Origin of the sequence: Pseudomonas sivasensis, assembly GCF_013778505.1 — a bacterium.
In the GTDB taxonomy this organism is placed as follows: domain Bacteria; phylum Pseudomonadota; class Gammaproteobacteria; order Pseudomonadales; family Pseudomonadaceae; genus Aquipseudomonas; species Aquipseudomonas sivasensis.
On sequence record NZ_JAAOWU010000013.1, the window covers coordinates 17,254 to 35,476 of the forward strand.

At 56.7% G+C, this 18,223-nt stretch carries 16 protein-coding genes and 2 pseudogenes; 8 read left to right on the forward strand and 10 right to left on the reverse strand.

Annotation, left to right across the window (positions count from 1 at the left end; all coding sequences use genetic code 11):
* Nucleotides 1–281 precede the first annotated feature (281 nt).
* Entirely contained in the window at nucleotides 282–3,254 is a 2,973-nt protein-coding gene (locus G9Q84_RS19955; protein ID WP_181644020.1) for a TrlF family AAA-like ATPase, read from the forward strand.
* Nucleotides 3,255–3,349: 95 nt separating this feature from the next.
* Here G9Q84_RS19955 and G9Q84_RS19960 read toward each other — a convergent pair.
* Together G9Q84_RS19960 and G9Q84_RS19965 are read right to left on the reverse strand one after the other, a co-directional pair.
* Nucleotides 3,350–3,754: pseudogene (locus G9Q84_RS19960) on the reverse strand (phage portal protein); the annotation flags it as partial.
* A 333-nt stretch (nucleotides 3,755–4,087) separates the two neighbouring features.
* Nucleotides 4,088–4,402, reverse strand: a pseudogene (locus G9Q84_RS19965) (site-specific integrase); the annotation flags it as partial.
* Nucleotides 4,403–4,505: 103 nt separating this feature from the next.
* Between G9Q84_RS19965 and dusA the strand changes: the two are divergent.
* Entirely contained in the window at nucleotides 4,506–5,516 is a 1,011-nt protein-coding gene (gene dusA / locus G9Q84_RS19970; protein ID WP_181643969.1) for a tRNA dihydrouridine(20/20a) synthase DusA, read from the forward strand.
* Nucleotides 5,517–5,829: 313 nt separating this feature from the next.
* Nucleotides 5,830–6,756, forward strand: a complete 927-nt coding sequence (gene tal / locus G9Q84_RS19975) for a transaldolase (RefSeq protein WP_032888840.1) — start codon at nucleotides 5,830–5,832, stop codon at nucleotides 6,754–6,756.
* 183 nt (nucleotides 6,757–6,939) lie between these two features.
* On the opposite strand, the gene rssC is transcribed toward tal, so the two are convergent.
* On the reverse strand, nucleotides 6,940–7,422 hold the full coding sequence (gene rssC, locus G9Q84_RS19980; protein WP_032888838.1) for an anti-sigma factor antagonist RssC: 483 nt from the start codon (nucleotides 7,420–7,422) through the stop codon (nucleotides 6,940–6,942).
* Entirely contained in the window at nucleotides 7,422–8,603 is a 1,182-nt protein-coding gene (gene rssB / locus G9Q84_RS19985; protein ID WP_181643970.1) for a two-component system response regulator RssB, read from the reverse strand. Before rssB ends, rssC begins: the two co-directional genes overlap by 1 nt.
* A gap of 278 nt (nucleotides 8,604–8,881) precedes the next feature.
* Between rssB and G9Q84_RS19990 the strand changes: the two genes are divergently transcribed.
* On the forward strand, nucleotides 8,882–9,178 hold the full coding sequence (locus tag G9Q84_RS19990) for a PilZ domain-containing protein (protein WP_095184124.1): 297 nt from the start codon (nucleotides 8,882–8,884) through the stop codon (nucleotides 9,176–9,178).
* 62 nt (nucleotides 9,179–9,240) lie between these two features.
* Here the strand turns inward: G9Q84_RS19990 and G9Q84_RS19995 are convergent, their stop codons facing one another.
* Nucleotides 9,241–9,930: an MlaA family lipoprotein gene (locus G9Q84_RS19995; RefSeq protein ID WP_032888832.1), complete on the reverse strand. Its 690-nt coding sequence runs from the start codon at nucleotides 9,928–9,930 to the stop codon at nucleotides 9,241–9,243.
* A gap of 195 nt (nucleotides 9,931–10,125) precedes the next feature.
* Here G9Q84_RS19995 and G9Q84_RS20000 point away from each other — a divergent pair, with 195 nt between their 5' ends.
* Both G9Q84_RS20000 and G9Q84_RS20005 read left to right on the forward strand, forming a co-directional pair.
* Nucleotides 10,126–10,734: an HAD superfamily inactivated hydrolase PcrP gene (locus tag G9Q84_RS20000; protein WP_032888830.1), complete on the forward strand. Its 609-nt coding sequence runs from the start codon at nucleotides 10,126–10,128 to the stop codon at nucleotides 10,732–10,734.
* A 110-nt stretch (nucleotides 10,735–10,844) separates the two neighbouring features.
* Complete coding sequence (locus G9Q84_RS20005) at nucleotides 10,845–11,111, forward strand: DUF4404 family protein (protein ID WP_032888829.1); 267 nt, start codon at nucleotides 10,845–10,847, stop codon at nucleotides 11,109–11,111.
* A gap of 125 nt (nucleotides 11,112–11,236) precedes the next feature.
* Here G9Q84_RS20005 and queF read toward each other — a convergent pair whose 3' ends face one another.
* Together queF and copI are read right to left on the reverse strand one after the other, a co-directional pair.
* Nucleotides 11,237–12,067 carry an NADPH-dependent 7-cyano-7-deazaguanine reductase QueF gene (gene queF, locus G9Q84_RS20010; protein WP_095184123.1) on the reverse strand — a complete coding sequence of 277 codons (831 nt, stop codon included), beginning with the start codon at nucleotides 12,065–12,067 and terminating at the stop codon, nucleotides 11,237–11,239.
* Nucleotides 12,068–12,133: 66 nt separating this feature from the next.
* A complete protein-coding gene (gene copI, locus G9Q84_RS20015) occupies nucleotides 12,134–12,646 on the reverse strand; it encodes a copper-resistant cuproprotein CopI (RefSeq protein ID WP_032888825.1) in 513 nt (170 codons plus the stop codon).
* A gap of 157 nt (nucleotides 12,647–12,803) precedes the next feature.
* Between copI and G9Q84_RS20020 the strand changes: the two genes are divergently transcribed.
* Both G9Q84_RS20020 and G9Q84_RS20025 read left to right on the forward strand, forming a co-directional pair.
* The gene (locus G9Q84_RS20020; RefSeq protein ID WP_032888823.1) at nucleotides 12,804–13,484 is read left to right on the forward strand and encodes a heavy metal response regulator transcription factor; all 681 of its coding nucleotides are present in this window, start codon (nucleotides 12,804–12,806) and stop codon (nucleotides 13,482–13,484) included.
* Nucleotides 13,481–14,836: a heavy metal sensor histidine kinase gene (locus G9Q84_RS20025; RefSeq protein ID WP_099601502.1), complete on the forward strand. Its 1,356-nt coding sequence runs from the start codon at nucleotides 13,481–13,483 to the stop codon at nucleotides 14,834–14,836. Before G9Q84_RS20020 ends, G9Q84_RS20025 begins: the two co-directional genes overlap by 4 nt.
* Nucleotides 14,837–14,940: 104 nt before the next feature.
* Here G9Q84_RS20025 and G9Q84_RS20030 read toward each other — a convergent pair whose 3' ends face one another.
* From G9Q84_RS20030 to G9Q84_RS20040, 3 genes are read right to left on the reverse strand one after another with little or no spacing between them, the layout of a single operon-like run.
* Nucleotides 14,941–16,185, reverse strand: coding sequence for a lipoprotein-releasing ABC transporter permease subunit (locus G9Q84_RS20030; protein ID WP_032888822.1), 1,245 nt, complete (start codon nucleotides 16,183–16,185; stop codon nucleotides 14,941–14,943).
* A 60-nt stretch (nucleotides 16,186–16,245) separates the two neighbouring features.
* Nucleotides 16,246–16,929, reverse strand: coding sequence for a lipoprotein-releasing ABC transporter ATP-binding protein LolD (gene lolD / locus G9Q84_RS20035; RefSeq protein ID WP_024074097.1), 684 nt, complete (start codon nucleotides 16,927–16,929; stop codon nucleotides 16,246–16,248).
* A gap of 7 nt (nucleotides 16,930–16,936) precedes the next feature.
* Entirely contained in the window at nucleotides 16,937–18,187 is a 1,251-nt protein-coding gene (locus tag G9Q84_RS20040; protein WP_032888819.1) for a lipoprotein-releasing ABC transporter permease subunit, read from the reverse strand.
* Between the last annotated feature and the right edge of the window lie 36 nt (nucleotides 18,188–18,223).

Here is an 18,223-nt window from a genome sequence, read left to right on the forward strand (position 1 = left end):
TCCGCAGGTTCTCACCCCTCCCAAAACGCCAAGCAAACGCCCAGCCTGATACGCCTGGAGTGGTCCGCGGGCGCGCAGAAAAAACGACCCATTTAGCCCGCAGGCGAGGTGGGGGGACGACGGCGCGCGCCAAGTGCCACTCGAATAACACAATCGTGATGGCTAAGAAAAATCAAAGCGTCCACAACCGAGCGGTGAGTGCTTTGAATGGGATTTCAGTTTCAGTTGCACACCTGCTAGTGGCACATCAGAATCAGTTCTTTTTCAACAAGGATGTCAAAATGCAGGACATACCAGCACCTCCTCTGAGCTCCGGATCCCGATGGCTACGTTGGGATCCACACGTGCATGCTCCTGGCACCTTGTTCAATGATCAATTCAAAGGTGACTGGGGGGCTTATCTAACGGCTCTCGAAACAGCTACTCCGACCATTAGTAGCATCGCTGTTACTGATTACTACCTACTCGATACCTACCGTACGGTTCAAGAGCACAAATCGAAAGGCAGACTGCCCAATTGCCATCTAGTTTTCCCAAACGTTGAACTACGGCTCAGCGTTGGAACGGCGAAATCTTGGGTAAATGTTCACTTACTTGTAAGCCCCGAACAGGCGAATCATGTAAGCGAAATCGAACGATTCCTTTCCGGACTAACATTTAAAGCCCATCAGGATGAGTTCAGGTGTAATCCAGCAGATCTCACTCGTCTCGGATACAGAGCCAACGCAGAGATAGTGGACGATCGCACCGCACTGAAACACGGAGCGGAACAATTTAAAGTTTCGTTTGATGAGCTAAAGTCAAAGTACGAAGCCAGCGCTTGGGCGCAAAACAATGTTCTTGTCGCAATCGCCGCTAAGCAAAATGATGGTACATCCGCATTGCGTGACAGTGCGGATGAGACTCTTCGGCAGGAACTGGAGCGTTTCGCTCACATAATGTTCGCAGCCAACCCCAACCAACGAGAGTTCTGGTTGGGTCGAAAAGGTCTTTCCCAAGAAGTCATAAAAGAGCGTTATAACGGCCTGAAACCTTGCCTGCATGGCTGCGACGCGCATAGCGTTCCCAAGACAGGTATACCTGATGGCGACCGCTTTAGCTGGGTCAAGGGTGCCCCAACGTTTGATACGTTACGTCAAGCATGTATAGATCCTGAGGGACGTGCATTTGTGGGTGAAGAACCGCCACCGTCAGCAATGTCTTCGGAAACCCTCTCTCGAATTTCTATCAACAATGCACCATGGTTGAAGACACCCTATATCAATCTAAACCCAGGGCTGATCGCGATTATTGGTGCGAGAGGATCAGGAAAAACAGCATTAGCCGACATGATTGCTGCCGCATGTGATGCGCATGCAGGGCATGTCACGAAACAATCATTTCTTGTGAGAGCACGAGAACATCTTGAAGGTGGTTCCGCTGATATAACATGGCAAAACGGCGATGTAGAAAGTAGGGACTTCACGGAAGCACTTCAGCTTAAAAGTGAATCTTACCCGCGAGCCCGATACCTATCTCAACAATTTGTAGAGCAACTTTGTTCATCTGACGGCATGACAGATGGTCTACTATCTGAAGTTGAACGTGTTATTTTCGACTCCCACACTGTCACTGAAAGAGAAGGAGCTGTGAATTTTGCAGACCTTCGCGAAATAAAATCTTCTCGACATGTGCAAGCCAGAAAACACGGTGAAGAATCACTTTCCATTCTTTCCGAGCGTATCAGCATAGAGCTTGAAAAACGTAGTCTTGTTGAGACACTCAAGACCCAAACTCAAGAAAAAGAGCAGCTTTTAAATCGTTTGATCGAGGACAGATCGAAACTTGTTGCCAAGGGCTCACAGCATCGCGCATTAAGATTAGAAGAGTTAAGCAAAGCGGCTGAAACAGTCGGAGGCTATGTTCGCTATTACACAAACCAAGAAAACCAAATATTGCTCATGCAGGACGAAGTTTCAAACGTACGCAACATTATTGCCCCTGAAGATTTACGAAAAATCAAAGAGCGGCATGCGGCGAGCAAAATGGGAGAGGAAGAATGGAAAATCTTCTTTAGAGACTACAAAGGAAACGTCGATGAAGTATTAGAAAAAATGCTCACCACTGCACAATATAATAAAAACTGGTGGATAGGAACGCCTCCACCGCCGAGCGACGATCCCTCAGTGCAGTTCGTTGTCGATAATGCAGAATTATTGAAGTTACCACTCGCACAAATTCAAGCTGAAATCCGGCGCCTACAACAACAAATCAGCATTGACAAGGAAACATCTACCCGTTTTACAGCAGCTTCAACGAAGATTACGGCAGAAACCGAACTTCTGCGCGCAATTAAGGAGAAGCTAGCCGACTATGAAGGAGCGGCCCTTCGTCTCGAAAGTTTAGTACGAGATAGGGAAACAGCCTACCAGCAGGTGTTTGCTGCAATTCTTTCTGGACAGCAGATATTAGCTGAACTATACGCCCCGATTAGAGCCAAGCTTGAAATGGCATCTGGCACGTTGAAAAAACTTTCATTTTCTATCACGCGCACGGTGGATATTGACTCTTGGGCAACTGACGGCGAAGCGCTTTTAAATCTGACAAAAAAGGGTCCTTTTCGAGGGAAAGGTACCCTCAGAGAAATTGTTGGTGCTTATTTTCAAAAGCCATGGATGGAAGGCAATGAACTAGAAGTATTAGAAGCGATGCGCGCATTTAAGGACGCTTTTCAAAAAGATTTTCAAGCTCATTCCCCTGTAGTCTCAACGGACCCAGCTGAATACCGACGTTGGACAAAGAAACTTGCTCAATGGTTATATGGAACAGACCATATAAACATCCAATATGCAGTCAATTACGACGGAATAGATATTCAGAAGCTCTCTCCTGGAACACGTGGAATCGTGCTACTACTTCTTTACCTATCTCTTGACAACTCAGACACCAGACCTCTAATAATTGACCAGCCCGAAGAAAACTTGGATCCCAAGTCAATTTACGATGATTTAGTATCACTATTCTTAGCAGCTAAGACTTCACGCCAAGTAATAATGGTAACGCACAATGCGAATCTCGTAATAAATACCGATGCTGATCAAATCATCGTGGCGAGCTCCGGCCCGCACGCATCGGGTGGCTTACCTCCCATCACCTATGTGTCAGGGGGGTTAGAAGACAAGAAAATTAGAGAGATGGTGTGCGAAATACTTGAAGGGGGAGAAACGGCATTTAAAGAAAGAGCTCGCAGGCTCCGAGTGCGTCTATCGCGCTGACTGTGGCTCATTGGACTTCAATGACGCTACCTGTACGAGCAACAAGCTGGTGTCGAAAGCACCAGCTTATTGTTTTTATTACACGGCAGAACGTTTTATGACTCCCCTGTAATTTCATAGGGTTTGAAGCGTACAACCTCCTCCCCAAGCCAGTCATTCACCTGCGCCATACGCGCCTGAATCGGCTCCAGTTCATTGGCCGCATAAATCTGCGCAGCTTCCCTAATCGACCCAAACCCACCAGCGTTCTGCGGCACGATGCCCATCAATTGCGGCGGAATGCGCAAGCTGGCCAGCACGTCGTCGCGGGTCTGGTTTTTGATCGAGTTGAACTCGTCCTTCGCCGTCACTTCACTGACCGGGATGATCTGCAACCCGTCCTTTTTGCCGTTCGGCGAATACACGAACAAATTGCGGAAGTTGCCAGGCCCCTTGGAGTCCTTCAGCGCCTTACGCAGTGAATCGACGTCCGCTTCGTTCTGCGCGGCGTCGGTCATGTACCCGATCCCGAGTGGGTGCGGCCAACCGTGCCTGTTCCAGATCCCGAGTGGGCTCGGCCAACTGTGCCTGTCCCAGATCCCGAGTGGTTTCCGCCAATGATTTCAGCGCCTAATCCGGCGTGGGTTGCGGGTGAGGAATCAGAGTCTCAATCTGAGCCTGAAACTATTCAGATTATTGATCCTGATGCTGTCCAGCCAACGATTAATGTGCCTGATCCTGACGCTGTCCAGCCAATGATTGAAGTGCCGGATGAGCAAGCCTCGGCCCCGCTCATTACCCTGCCTAACCCCGCGTGCTTGCTTCCACCCGAGTCTGAGCTTGTCGACGTATCGCAGGATGCCGATTTCCATCTTGCCGATCGCTTCGAGCGTGGCCTTTTTGGTTTTGCCTAGCGGGCGGGCCTTCTCCACTTCCACCAGGTACTGATCGATCATGTCTTTGACGGTGACGCCCTTACGGCTCGCCCGCTCGATCGCACCAGGTTCATCCAACTCCGATTCACGCTTGCGCGTCCACGCTTGGGCAGCCTGTTTCCGGGCGAAGGTCTGGCTCTCTTGGTAGACTTGTACTCCGTCACGTTTGATGCGGATTTGAGCCGTGTAGCTCACAGTCCCATCCGCCAGTTTTCTTGCCCTGATAGTCGCCATATCGAAAGTGGTACGCGTCTGTTTTGAGGTGGTACATCGTACCACCGAGCCTCCAAAAACGCCTGAAAACGCCCTAAAACTCGTCAAGAACACGTTGAGTAAAATGCTAGATAAACAAAGCTTTAGCCCAGCAGAATCAAGCCCCGCACTGTCTCGGCGCTTTAGCGTTGCACCCATGATGGATTGGACCGACCGCCACTGCCGGTTCTTCCTGCGCCTGCTCTCCAAACACGCCCTGCTCTACACCGAAATGGTCACCACTGGGGCGATCCTCCATGGCGACCATGAGCGTTTCCTGCGTCACAGCGAGGCCGAGCACCCGCTTGCGCTGCAATTGGGCGGTAGCGTTCCGGCGGATCTGGCGGCCTGTGCGCGCATGGCCGAGGCCGCCGGTTACGACGAAGTGAACTTGAACGTCGGCTGCCCCAGCGATCGGGTGCAGAACAATATGATTGGCGCGATCCTGATGGCTCATCCGGCGCTGGTGGCCGATTGTGTGAAGGCGATGCGTGATGCGGTGTCGATTCCGGTGACGGTGAAGCACCGTATCGGGATCAATGGCCGGGACAGTTATGCGCAGTTGTGTGATTTCGTCGGGACGGTGAAGGACGCCGGTTGCACCAGTTTCACCGTGCATGCGCGGATTGCGATTCTGGAGGGGTTATCGCCTAAGGAGAATCGGGACATTCCGCCCTTGCGCTATGACGTGGCGGCGCAGTTGAAGCAGGACTTCCCTGAGTTGGAGATTGTGCTCAACGGGGGCATCAAGACGCTGGAGCAGTGCCATGAGCACTTGCAGACGTTTGATGGCGTGATGTTGGGGCGGGAGGCTTATCACAATCCGTATTTGCTGGCGGAGGTGGATCAGCAGTTGTTTGGCAGTGCACAGCCAGTGATCAGTCGAGCGGACGCGTTGGCGCAGTTGCGGCCTTACATTGCTGAGCATTTGGCCGGTGGCGGGACGATGCATCATATTACGCGGCATGTGCTGGGACTGGGCACTGGGTTCCCCGGGGCACGCAAGTTCAGGCAGTTGCTGTCGGTGGATATTCATAAGGCCGCGGATCCGTTGGCATTGTTGGATCAGGCTGGGGCTTTGTTGGAAGGGCGTTGATTGGGTGGCTTCCAGGGGAGTCCGTTGATTATTGGCTGAGCTGGCACACCGTCATCGGGGGCAAGCCCCCTCCCACATTTGGTGCGGTGTGTGCCGGGGAAGGCATCAGTAGGCATGAAGGCGATATCCAAGTGTCATCGGGCAGTTGGGTTGAACCTGCTGGCGAATTTGCCCTCCTATTTAGCACCACGGCCGGTCATTCAAACGGCTGTTTTCAGGTTGTTGCCCTCGCAAACGATCGAACGCATTTGCGCCCTTGAGCGCCTCTCGGCGCTCGGGTAATGTCATCAGACCCATAGGACAGAGCACGCTCATGACTTCCAAGCTGGAACAACTCAAGCAATTCACCACTGTCGTAGCCGATACCGGCGATTTTTCCACCCTCGCCAAGCTCAAGCCGCAGGATGCAACCACCAACCCTTCCCTACTGCTCAAGGCCGCGTCGATTCCGGGCTATGCCAAGCTGCTGGACGAGTGCGTGCAGGACTGCAACGGTGATGTGGGCCTGGCCAGCGACCGTTTTGCGGTCGCGGTGGGGCAAGAGATTCTTAAAGTTGTGCCGGGCCGCATTTCCACCGAAGTGGATGCCCGCCTGTCGTTCGACGAGGCCGCCATTCTCAAGCGTGCGCACCGTCTGATCGACCTGTACGAAAAAGCCGGCGTTGGCCGCGACCGTGTACTGGTCAAGATCGCCTCTACCTGGGAAGGCATCCGCGCGGCAGAGAAGCTGGAGAAAGAAGGGATTCAGACCAACCTGACACTGTTGTTCTCCTTTGCCCAGGCTGTGGCGTGTGCTGAGGCAGGGGTATTCCTGATTTCGCCGTTCGTGGGCCGCATATACGATTGGTACAAGAAGGCCAACGGTAACGACTACACCGGCTCCGATGATCCGGGCGTGCAGTCGGTTACGCGCATCTACAACTACTACAAGGCTAATGGTTATAAAACGGTAGTGATGGGTGCGAGCTTCCGTAACCTGAGCCAGATTGAAGAATTGGCCGGGTGTGATCGCCTGACCATCAGCCCGGACCTGCTGGAGAAGCTGGCGGCGGATGAAGGCAAGCTGGAGCGTAAGCTGTCGCCTGGCCATGCCGGTGAAGCGCGAGTGCATATGACTGAAGCGCAGTTCCGTTGGGAGTCCAACGAAGATGCGATGGCGACTGAGAAGCTGGCGGAGGGCATTCGTCAGTTTGCCCGTGACCAGGAAAAACTTGAGGCGCTGTTGTCCGCCAAGCTGTAAACAGCGGGGACGGCAAAAAGGGCGGTACCTGTGAGGGTACCGCCCTTTTTTTGTGTCTCAAACCGATCTCAGTTCAACTGCGGGAGCGGCTGCTCCCGATAGCGGTGAGCCAGTTGTGAATGTACTGACTGACACTGCGCTATCGGGGCTCCTCCGACATTTGGAATGTATTCGACAGAAGGATCAGTGACGCTCGAGGGCGTTGACGAGGTCGTGAAACGCTTCGCGATTGGACTCATTGAGGCCCATCAGGATCTTGTGCGCTTCCAGCACCTTAACCCGCACCATTTCTTCGGACTGATCCTGGGACGGCAGGTCGGTAAGACATTCCGGGCAAGGAATCGGACGATCAACGATGTTGAACACCTGATCAAACCCCATGGACTGCAGCAGCCGGGTGATGTCTTCGTGGGTGGTGACGACGGTCGGCAACAGGCCAACCTTCTGCCGAGACAGAATGGACAACTTGGCTAATAGCCCAAGGGTGGTGCTGTCAATGCTGCGAGTTTCAGTCAGATCGATCACGATCGCCGAGAAGTTCAGCGCAGTGAAGATCCGCTCAATCGTCGCATCCAGCGCCGAACATAAGGTCAGGCGCACTTCACCGACAAACTTCAGGACGAAGGTCCCGTCTTGCTCAGCGAATTGGATTCTTCCGGTACTCATCAAAGATTCCTGCTCAACACCAATAGGGCGATATCATCCGGCATCTCCGCTAGCGTGGCCAATCCAAAAACCTGCCGCAGGCCATCCAGGCTGCCGCCAGCTGCCTTGACCCGTTGGGGCAAGGCGGCTTCTTTCTCTTTGAGTGTAGGCTCTGGAAGAAGGTCCAGGATGCCATCGGACATCAGCGTCAGGCTGAAGGTCGGCGGCAGTTCCAAAATGTGGTCTTCGTAGGTGGCTTCATTGAACAAGCCGACGGGCAGACCACGCCCTTCCAGGTAACGCACACTGTCTGGAGTGTATAAAACAGGCATCGGCAGGTGACCGCCAATGCTGTAGGTCAAAAGACCGGTTTCTTCATCGATCACGCCGCCTACCATCGTCACGTGCTTGCCCAGCTTGCAGCTGATCAGGCCTCGGTTGATGTGGCCCAGCACCTCGGAGGGAGTGAATTCCGGCAAGGTGCCATTGCGCTTGGATTCAAACAACAGCCGTGTGGTCATGAATTTCAACAACACGGTGACAAAAGCAGAGGAAGCACCGTGGCCCGAAACGTCGGCCAGATAGAACGCCACACGTCGCTCATCCACACGGAAGTAGTCCACAAAATCACCCGACAGGTACAGCGAAGGGATGATCTGGTGCGCAAACTTGAACTCGTCGATGGTCCATGGGCTGACCGGCAGCATGTTCATCTGTACCTGGCGACCGGCGTTCTGGTCTTCCTGGAGCAGGTTCAGGCTGGCTTCGAGCTCGCGGTTGGCGGTTTCGAGCTTTTCGCGGTAACGCTGGTTCTCGACCAGTAGACGTGCACGATCCAGCGCGCGGCGCACTGAGTGCTCCAGCACCGCAAGGTCTTCCAGGGGTTTGATCAGGTAGTCGGCGGCGCCCAGGCGCAAGGCCTCAACGGCGTCGTTCATCACGCCGGCACCGGACACAACAATCACCGGAGTCTGCGGGGCAAGCTCAGTCACCTGGCGAATCAGCTCCAGGCCGCCCATCTGGGGCATGCGCAAGTCGCAGATCACGAGGTCGGGCTGGTCGCGCTCGAATACCTGGAGACCCTGTTGGCCATTACTGGCCTGCAGGACGCTGAAGCCACTGTCTTCCAAATAGGCCGCGAGACTCGCGCGCACTACTTCGTCGTCATCGATTATCAGCAGCGTGGCACTGGTTTTTTGCATGTGGGCAAACGGCGCCAGAATTAGGTTGGCGTAGGCAACTCGGCAATGGCCGGGGTCACACTACTGGATTCGCTTTCTAGCCTCTCTGTCCTACAAAAGCGTAGGCGTTTTGCCCACGCACAACTGTAAAGCAGAGGTGCCCTTCTAAGGCGCAGACGGTACTCCCATCCGCCAGGTGTTTCAAGCTCATGCCGATGGTCGCCAGGCGTCTTTACATCGCAAATCACCGGGAGTTATAAGAACAGCCACGACCACAACACAAAGTAAGGATGGAACCCATGAGCGAACACGAGCGCGACTACGCCGAGAAACGCGATTTCATCCGCATGCGAGTGGATGCCGATGTGTCTTTGATCCACGAAGGCCAAGAGATTGCCGGGGTTTGCGTGGATCTTTCCAGCTCCGGAATGCAAGTGCAGGCACCGCGCCAGTTCAACGTAGGAGACCTGCTGACCGTGCGCATTGATTCAGAACATGCGGCCCTTAAAGGCCTGGAGGCAGATACCAAAGTGGTGTGGGCCAAAACGGTGGGCAATGATCAGCAATTGGGCCTCAGCATCCTGAAAATGCGCTGAAACCCGCGCACAAAAAAGGCGATCACTCAGGATCGCCTTTTTTCATTTCAAACGATCACCTCTTAAAAGTCGTCGACGACCTTGCCATCTTTGACCTTGAACTCACGGTTCTGCAGGTAGGCGTTACGAATGAAGGTGTATTTGTCGCCGGTGATCAGCTTCTCACTGTCGAGCAAGCTGGCACGGGCGTCGACGATGCCAAGGCCCATGACGCTGTTGCGCAGGGACACATCATCCATATAGCGATAAGGCTGGGTGTAGCTGTCGACGTACTTGGACGGCGCATCACGCAGGGTGCTTGGACCCAGCAGAGGGATCATCACGTACGGACCGCTGCCAACGCCCCAGTAGCCGAGTGTCTGGCCGAAGTCTTCATCGCTGCGTTGCAGCCCCATTTTGGTGCCTACGTCGATGAAGCCCAGCACACCAAACGTGGTGTTAACCAGCAAACGGGCAGTATCGACACCTGCATTGTGAGGTTTGAGCTGCAGCACATTGTTGGCCAGGTTGCCGACGTCGCCGATGTTGCGGAAGAAGTTGTGGATACCGTCTTCAACAAATTGCGGAGTGATCCATTGATAGCCTTGGGCCAATGGCTTGAGGGCATAGGTATCAACAGTGTCGTTGAAGGTAAAGATCGGGCGGTTGACGCTTTCCCATGGATCATCTTCCGACGCAGCTTGCACAGCGAACGGGGCCAGCAGAACGGTGGCACACACCGACAGCTGAGCGAAGTAGTGGCTCCAGCGCATAGCTTTTGCTCCTTGAATGGTCTGTCATGGGCGCTATGCCCTGAATAAGGTAGCCAGTATATGACGGAAGTGCCCAATTAGGCAGCCGCCGGGAAAACTCATACCGCAAATGGACAAAATTCCTACAATTGAGCCAACTGTCATCGGACTGTCATCCTGCCTCGATAGCGTCACAGCTATTTCAGGGATGTCGACATGCCTCAAGCCGAGATTGCAATCACCAGCGCACCCGCCTTGACCGCCGTGCTGTTTGGCCTGAGTGGCTGCCTAGTGGATTTTGGCTCACAGGCGCGCACCGACTCTCCTTCCCCGGATTCACAAGCCACGCCGGGCGCCCTGAAAATCCTGCGCAACCTCAAAGAGCTGGGCGTGCCCTGCGCTTGGCTGGATGAGCTGCCGCCTGCGGTGACCACTCCTTTGGCCGCCACCTTGCCCACCTGGCTCAAAGCAGCCTCGCCCTCCTCCATCCGCTGGCCCGCCCCCCACGCGTGCTGGCAAGCGCTGATGGAATTGAATATCGAACGCCTTGAAGGCTGCGTCCTGGTCAGCGGCGAGCCGCGCTTGTTGCAATCGGGACTTAACGCCGGGCTGTGGACCATCGGCCTGGCCTCCTGCGGTTCGCTGTGTGGCTTAGCGCCCGAGCAATGGCAGGCACTGAGCGACAAGGAACGCGAACACAAGCGCGGCAAGGCCACCGTGACGCTGTATGGGCTGGGAGTGCATTCTGTGATCGATCACTTAGGCGAACTCGGCACCTGCCTGGCAGACATCAGCCGGCGCCAGCTCAAAGGCGAGAAGCCCTGATCGAGATCATGCACAGTCGGCGCCGGTGGATTAATCTACAGTTCATCCCGTAGACCTTTCTCAGCGTGCCGTGGTCTATGCCAGTGCCTATCGATAAAAGGAAGAACGTCATGCCTGATCGCAAAAAACTGGAAGAACAGGTCAATATCCTGCGCGGGCAATTGGAGCAGGAGCCACCGCTATCGGAAGAAAAACGTGAAGCGCTGGAAGGGTTGATTGCCAAATTCGAAGTGCAACTTGAATTGGAACCGGCCACCCAGACACCGAGCATCGCCGATGATGTGAACCGTGCAGTGGAAGGTTTTGAACTGGACCATCCGGGCATTGCCGGGACACTGCGCAATATCGTGATCACCCTGGGCAACATCGGCATTTAACCCGAACCCAAGCCAGACACAGAACCAGAATGTGGGAGGGGGCTTGCCCCCGATTGCGGAGTGTCAGTCACCGAACCTGTGCCTGAACCTCTGCTATCGGGAGCAAGCCCCCTCCCACATTTGTTTTACTGGCGGGCCAGGCGCACGTTCTGGAACGCCACATCCTCGGTACTGCGATAAGGGTTGATATCCAACCCGCCGCGCCGCACATAGCGCGCATACACCGTCAATTTCTCCGGCTTCAGCAGGCGCTGCAGGTCGAGGAAGATGCGCTCCACACACTGCTCATGGAAGTCCGAGTGCTGGCGAAAGCTCACGATGTATTCCAACAGGCTGGCGTGATCCAACGCTTGACCACGGTACTCCACCACTACGCTGCCCCAGTCCGGCTGACTGGTAACCGGGCAATTGGACTTGAGCAGGTGGCTGTGCACGCTCTCCTCGACAATCCGCGAGTCGTCGCAACGCAACAACTCGGGGCGCGGATGTTCGTAGCTGCTGACGTTAATATCCAGATCGTCAATGCATACGCCCGGCAGTGCCATCACACCCTCGGCCTCGATCTCTGCAAGCCTGCGGATGCGTACGGTCACTGGTTTGCCGGCGGCAGCACTCAGGTCAGCGCGCAGTGTCGACTCAAGGCTTTGCGTATCGGCAAAGGCGGTCTGGTTCAGCGAGTTGAGGTACAGCTTGAATGACTTGGACTCGATGATATTCGGCGAGTCGGCCGGGATACTGAACTCACCAATGGCCACCACCGGCTTGCCCGACGGCAACAGCCAGGACAGTTCGAAGCAGTTCCAGAAATCCACGCCCTTGTAAGGCAGGGTCTCGGCACTCAGGCCCAGCTCGGCCCACTTGGCGGCGCGAGGAATCGGGAACAGCAACGAAGGCGTGTACGTGGAGATGTATTCACTGGACTTGCCCAGCGGCGAATGTTCGGCTGCGGGATGCATGGCGGAAACCTGGCTAAATAAACCGCGCCAGTCTACCAGCCTTTGCCCCCGCCCTTAAGAAACGCCTTACTCAACGGTCAGCTTGCCGACCATGCCTGCCTGGTAATGCCCGGGCAGGTTACAGGCGAACTCCAGGCCGGTGGCCTGGGTGAATGTCCACGTCAGCTCAGCAGTTTTACCGGGCTCGACCAGCACACTGTTCGGGTCATCGTGCTTCATTGCACCATGGCCCATGGCGCTGTGGTCCATCTTGCCCATGCCGGTAGACGTGAGCATGCCGCTGGCCTGCATCTGCAACATTTCCTTCTGATGCGCCGCGTGCATCGCCGCGTCACCGAGGTTGAATTCATGCAGCAACTGGCCCTTGTTGACCAGCACGAAGCGCACCGTCTCACCGGCTTTTACATCCAGGGACTTGGGCGCAAAGGCAATATCCTGCAGCGTCACTTCTACGGTGCGCGTGGCCTTGTCAGCCGCCGCTGGTTGACCAAATGCATAGCTGTGGGATGCATCAGCCATTGCATTGAAACTCAACGCCAACAGGCAACCCGCCAACAACTGGGGTGTACGCAACGTCATCTCTCTTCTCCAAAATGTATAACCGGCTTGAGCCGCACTCTAAGATTACGCCGCTGCCAGCCAACTGACTGCTAGATTACAACTTTGTCAGGTTGCGCCCCGCACCTGGTCCCCACGGTATAAAGCCCCCTCGCCACCCGTTGCCAAGAGCTACCCCATGAAATTGCTGATCGTCGAAGACCAACCGAAAACCGGCCACTATCTGCGTCAAGGCCTGGCCGAGGCTGGCTTTACCACCGAACTGGTGGCCGACGGCACCAGCGGCCAGCACCTGGCGCTGACCGGCGATTATGACCTGCTGATCCTGGATGTAATGCTGCCCGGTCGCGACGGTTGGCAAATCCTGCAAGCGGTGCGCAGTGCCGGTCTGGAGATCCCGGTGCTATTTCTGACCGCCCGGGATGCCGTAGAGGACCGCGTGCATGGCCTGGAATTGGGCGCCGACGATTACCTGATCAAACCCTTCGCCTTCTCCGAATTGCTGGCGCGGGTGCGCAGCCTGTTGCGCCGTGGCAGCAGCACGCCCCAGGAAACCGCCCTGCAAGTGGCCGACCTGCGTTTGGACCTGATCCGCCGCCGCGTCGAGCGCGACGGCCAACGTATCGACCTGACCGCCAAGGAGTTTTCTCTACTGGAACTGCTGCTGCGCCGCCAGGGCGAAGTGCTGCCCAAAACGCTGATCGCCTCCCAGGTGTGGGACATGAATTTCGACAGCGACACCAACATCATCGAAGTAGCGATCCGCCGCCTACGCCTCAAAGTCGATGACAACTTCCCTAATAAGCTGATCCACACCGTTCGCGGCATGGGCTATGTGCTGGAGGAGCGGTGCAATTGATCAAGCGCCTGTCCCTCGCCAGCCGCCTGGCACTATTGTTTGCGGCTTGTACGGCAGTGGTGTCGCTGATTGCAGGCGTGCTGTTCAACCAAGCCAGTGAGGCGCACTTTGTCGAGTTGGACCAGCAGCAACTCGACAGCAAACTTGTGGCGTTGCGCAGCACCTTGCAGGGTGTCGACTCACCTCAAGCGTTCAACCAACGCGAGGCGCAACTGCGCGTCGAACTCAATAGACAGCCCGACCTTGCACTGCGCATCACTTCAGCCGGCCAGCGCTGGCTGGACGATGCGCCGAACGTCGCCCTGCCCACCGCGCCCGGCCTGCATAGCCTACAAAATGCCGGCACCGATTACCGCGTCTACAATGCGCCACTGAACGCTGGCCAAGCTGACTCACCGCAACTGAGCCTGATACTCGACATCACCCACCACCAGCACTTCCTGCAACGCATGCAGCGTTTGATCTGGCTCACCGTTGGCCTCTCTGCCCTCGCCACCGCGCTGCTGGGCGCCTGGGCCGCACGCAGCGGCTTGCGCCCATTGCGGCGCATGGGCGAAGTGGCTGCCAGCGTATCGGCCCACTCCTTGACCCAGCGCCTGCCACAGCAACACATGCCGGCGGAACTGGCTGAACTGGCCCAGGCCTTCAACGCCATGCTGGGACGATTGGACGACGCGTTCCAACGCCTGTCGGCCTTCTCCGCCGACATTGCCCATGAACTGCGCACGCCGCTGTCGAACCTGCTGACCCAGACCCAAGTCATCCTCACCCAGCCACGCCCGCTGGAGGATTACCGCGAGGCGCTGCACAGTAATTTGGAAGAGCTGCAATGGATGGCCCAACTGGTCAACGACATGCTGTACCTGGCCAAGGCGGACCACGGTTTGCTGATGCCCAAGCGTGAGCCATTGGCCCTGGCCGATGAAGTGGAGGCGTTGCTGGAGTTCTTTGCGTTGCTGGCCGAGGACGCGCACGTATCGCTGGTACGAGAAGGCAGCGCTCATACAGCCGGGGATCGCGGCATGTTGCGCCGGGCTTTGTCGAACTTGCTGGATAACGCCCTCAGGTTCACCCCGGCAGGCGGCGAAGTGCGGGTAAGAATAACCGAAGGCGCAATGGGCGTGACGCTAGCGGTGGAGAACACCGGTGAAGGCATCCCCGGGGCGTTGCTACCGAGGCTGTTTGATCGGTTCTATCGGGCCGACCCGGCGCGCCATGAAGGCAGCAGCGAACATGCGGGGCTGGGGCTGGCGATTACCCAGTCGATCGTGCGCGCCCATGGGGGGAGGATTTTTTGTGAGTCCGGGGCTGGATGGACGCGGTTTGTGATTGAGCTGCCAGCTGTAGATTGATGCAAGCTGCACCGGCCCTATCGGGGGCAAGCCCCCTCCCACACTTTGATCTATGAATACCTCAAATGTGGGAGAGGGCTTGCCCCCGATAGCGGTCTCAATAATTACGAGTATCTCAGCGCATGCGCCGGTTCAATCTTCGCCGCCCGATACGCCGGATACAGCGTCGCCAAAAAGCTCAACACAAACCCGGCGGTGCAGATCAACACCACATCGCCACCTTGCAGCTCCGAAGGCAGGTTGCTGACGAAGTACACATCCGAACTAAAGATATGCTGCCCGCTCACCCGCTCGACCCAGCCCACCAACTCGCTCACGTTGAGCGCTGCAATCACCCCCAGTACGCCGCCGATCAAGGTACCGACAATGCCGATCACCGTGCCCTGCACCATGAAGATCGCCATGATCTGCCGGGGCGTGGCGCCGATGGTGCGCAGGATCGCGATGTCCGCGCCTTTGTCATTCACTACCATGATCAAGGTGGCGATGATGTTGAACGCGGCCACGGCGACGATCATCAGCAGCAGCAGGCCGATCATGGTCTTTTCCATTTTCATCGCGCTGAACAGGCTGCCCTGGGTGTGGGTCCAGTCATCTGCCTTGTAGGCCGCGCCGAGGCTGGTGGCAATGTCCGTGGACACCTTGGGCGCTGCGTACAAATCTTTAACCGCCAAGCGCACACTCTGCACCTGGTTCGGCTGCCAATGCTGGATTTCCGCCGCGTCGGCCATGTGTATCAAGGCCATGGAACCATCCAACTCGGCGCCGACCTTGAAAATCCCCACCACGTTCAACCGCTGCATACGCGGGGTGATGCCGCCCGGCGCAGTGCTGATTTCCGGAACGATCAGGGTGAGCTTGTCGCCCACGTTCAAGCGGAAACGCCGGGCGGTGATTTCACCGACCACCACGCCGAACTCGCCGGGCTTCAGGTCGTCCAGTTTGCCCTGAACGATGTGCTGGGCCACGATCGACACCTTGCCTTCTTGGGCCGGGTCGACGCCGCTGATCTCGATCGGCTGCATCGCACCCTTGTAGGAGAACATGCCGTCCATCTGCGTGAACGGTACTGCAGCGGTCACTTGCGGATTCTTCATCGCCGCCGCGGCCACCGGCTGCCAATCATCAATCGGCTTCACGCCGACGATGGTGGCGTGGGGCACCATGCCGAGGATGCGCGAGCTCATTTCGCGCTGGAAGCCGTTCATCACCGACAGCACCACGATCATCGCCAACACGCCCAGGGCGAGGCCGATCATCGAGGTCATCGAGATAAACGAAACAAAACGGTTGCGGCGCTTGGCGCGGGTATAGCGCGTGCCGATGAAAATCGATAACGGTCTGAACATTCGCTTGCACCGCCTGAAAAATTAAAAAAGCCCGACGCCAGGCGCCAGGCTTGAAACGGGTCAGATGGCGACCAGATGACCTTCCTGCAGGTGCAGCACGCGGTCCATCTGGCGGGCCATGCTCATGTCATGGGTCACCACCAGGAATGCAGTGCGCATCTGGGTGCTCAGCTCCAGCATCAAATCCTTGATGCCCTGGGCGGTGTGGGAGTCGAGGTTGCCGGTGGGCTCGTCGAGCATCACCAGGCCTGGGTTGTTCACCAGGGCGCGGGCGATTGCCACACGCTGGCGCTCGCCACCGGACAGTTCGGCCGGCTTGTGCTCAAGGCGATGGCCCAAGCCGACACGCTCCAGCAAGGCCTTGGCACGCTGGCGTGCTTCCGGGATTGCGGTCTTGCCGATCAGCAGCGGCATGCAGACGTTTTCCAGTGCGGTGAATTCCGGCAACAAGTGGTGAAACTGGTACACAAAACCCAACGAACGGTTGCGCAACTGGCCACGGGCCTTTTCATTCAAGGCTGACAATTCTTCGCCAGCCAGCCAGACGCTGCCCTGGGACGGCGTGTCGAGGCCGCCCAACAGGTTCAGCAAGGTACTTTTGCCGGAACCGGAACTGCCGACGATCGCCACGCGTTCGCCCGGATGGAGCTCAAGTTGCAGGTTGGACAGCACCACCACTGACTCAGGGCCTTCCTCGTAGGATTTGCCCAGGTTGCGGCAGCTCAGGATTGCTTTTTCACTCATGCCCGATTCACTCATAACGTAAGGCCTGTGCTGGCTGGGTACGTGCCGCGCGCCAGGCTGGATACAGGGTGGCAAGGAAACTCAGGACCAACGCAGCGCCGCCCACCATCAACACGTCCTGGGCCTGAACCTGGGACGGCAAGTAGTCGATGAAGTAGACGTCTGCATTGAGGAACTTGTGGCCGATCACTTTCTCAAGCAAGGCGATGGCTGCGCTGACGTTAAGCGCGGCCAGGATGCCCACGGCGGTGCCGATCAAGGTACCCACCACGCCGATCACGGTGCCCTGCACCATAAAGATCGCCATGATCTGCCCCGGCGTGGCGCCCAGGGTACGCAGGATGGCGATGTCGCCTTTCTTGTCATTTACCACCATCACCAGCGTGGAGATGATGTTGAACGCGGCCACAGCGACGATCAGCAGTAGCAGCAGGCCGATCATGGCTTTTTCCATGCGGATGGCCTGGTACAGGTTGCCGTGGGTACGGGTCCAGTCACGGGCGTAATACTCGGTTTCACCCAAGTGCTGGGCGATATCCCAGGCACCGCGCGGGGCGTCGAACAAATCGCTGAACTTCAGGCGCAGGCCCTGCACCTGATCCGGCTGCCAGCGCTGGAGGCGGGCCAGATCGGTGAGATTGGTCAGCCCGAGGTAGCCGTCGATTTCGCCGGCGCCCACATGGAAGGTGCCGACCACGGTAAAGCGTTTCATGCGCGGAAACATGCCCGCCGGGGTCACGGTGACTTCCGGCGCGACGAAGGTCAGCTTGTCGCCGAGGCCAACGCCGAGCTTGGCTGCGGCCTTGTCGCCGATCACGATGCCGAAATCGCCAGGCGCCAGATCATCGAGTTTGCCCTGCAACATGAACTTGTCGATGATCGACACGTTGCGTTCCTGGGCGGGGTCGATGCCATTGAGCAAGATCTTCTGCACCTTGCCATCATGGGTCAGCAGCCCCTGCATCTGGGTAAACGGCGCAACGGCCACGACCTTGGGGTTCTGCTTGACCTTGGCGGCCAGGTTTTGCCAATCGTTGATCGGCTCGCCCGACTCGATGGTCGCGTGGGGCACCATGCCCAGCACGCGGGTGCGCATCTCATGATCGAAGCCGTTCATCACCGACAGCACCACAATCATCACGACTACGCCCAAGGCGAGCCCGATCATCGAGGTCAAGGAAATGAACGACACAAAATGATTGCGGCGCTTTGCACGGGTATAACGCGTGCCAATAAATACGAAGAGAGGTCTGAACATGTCGGGGCTTGTTCGGAGGAAAAGAAGACGTCCCGG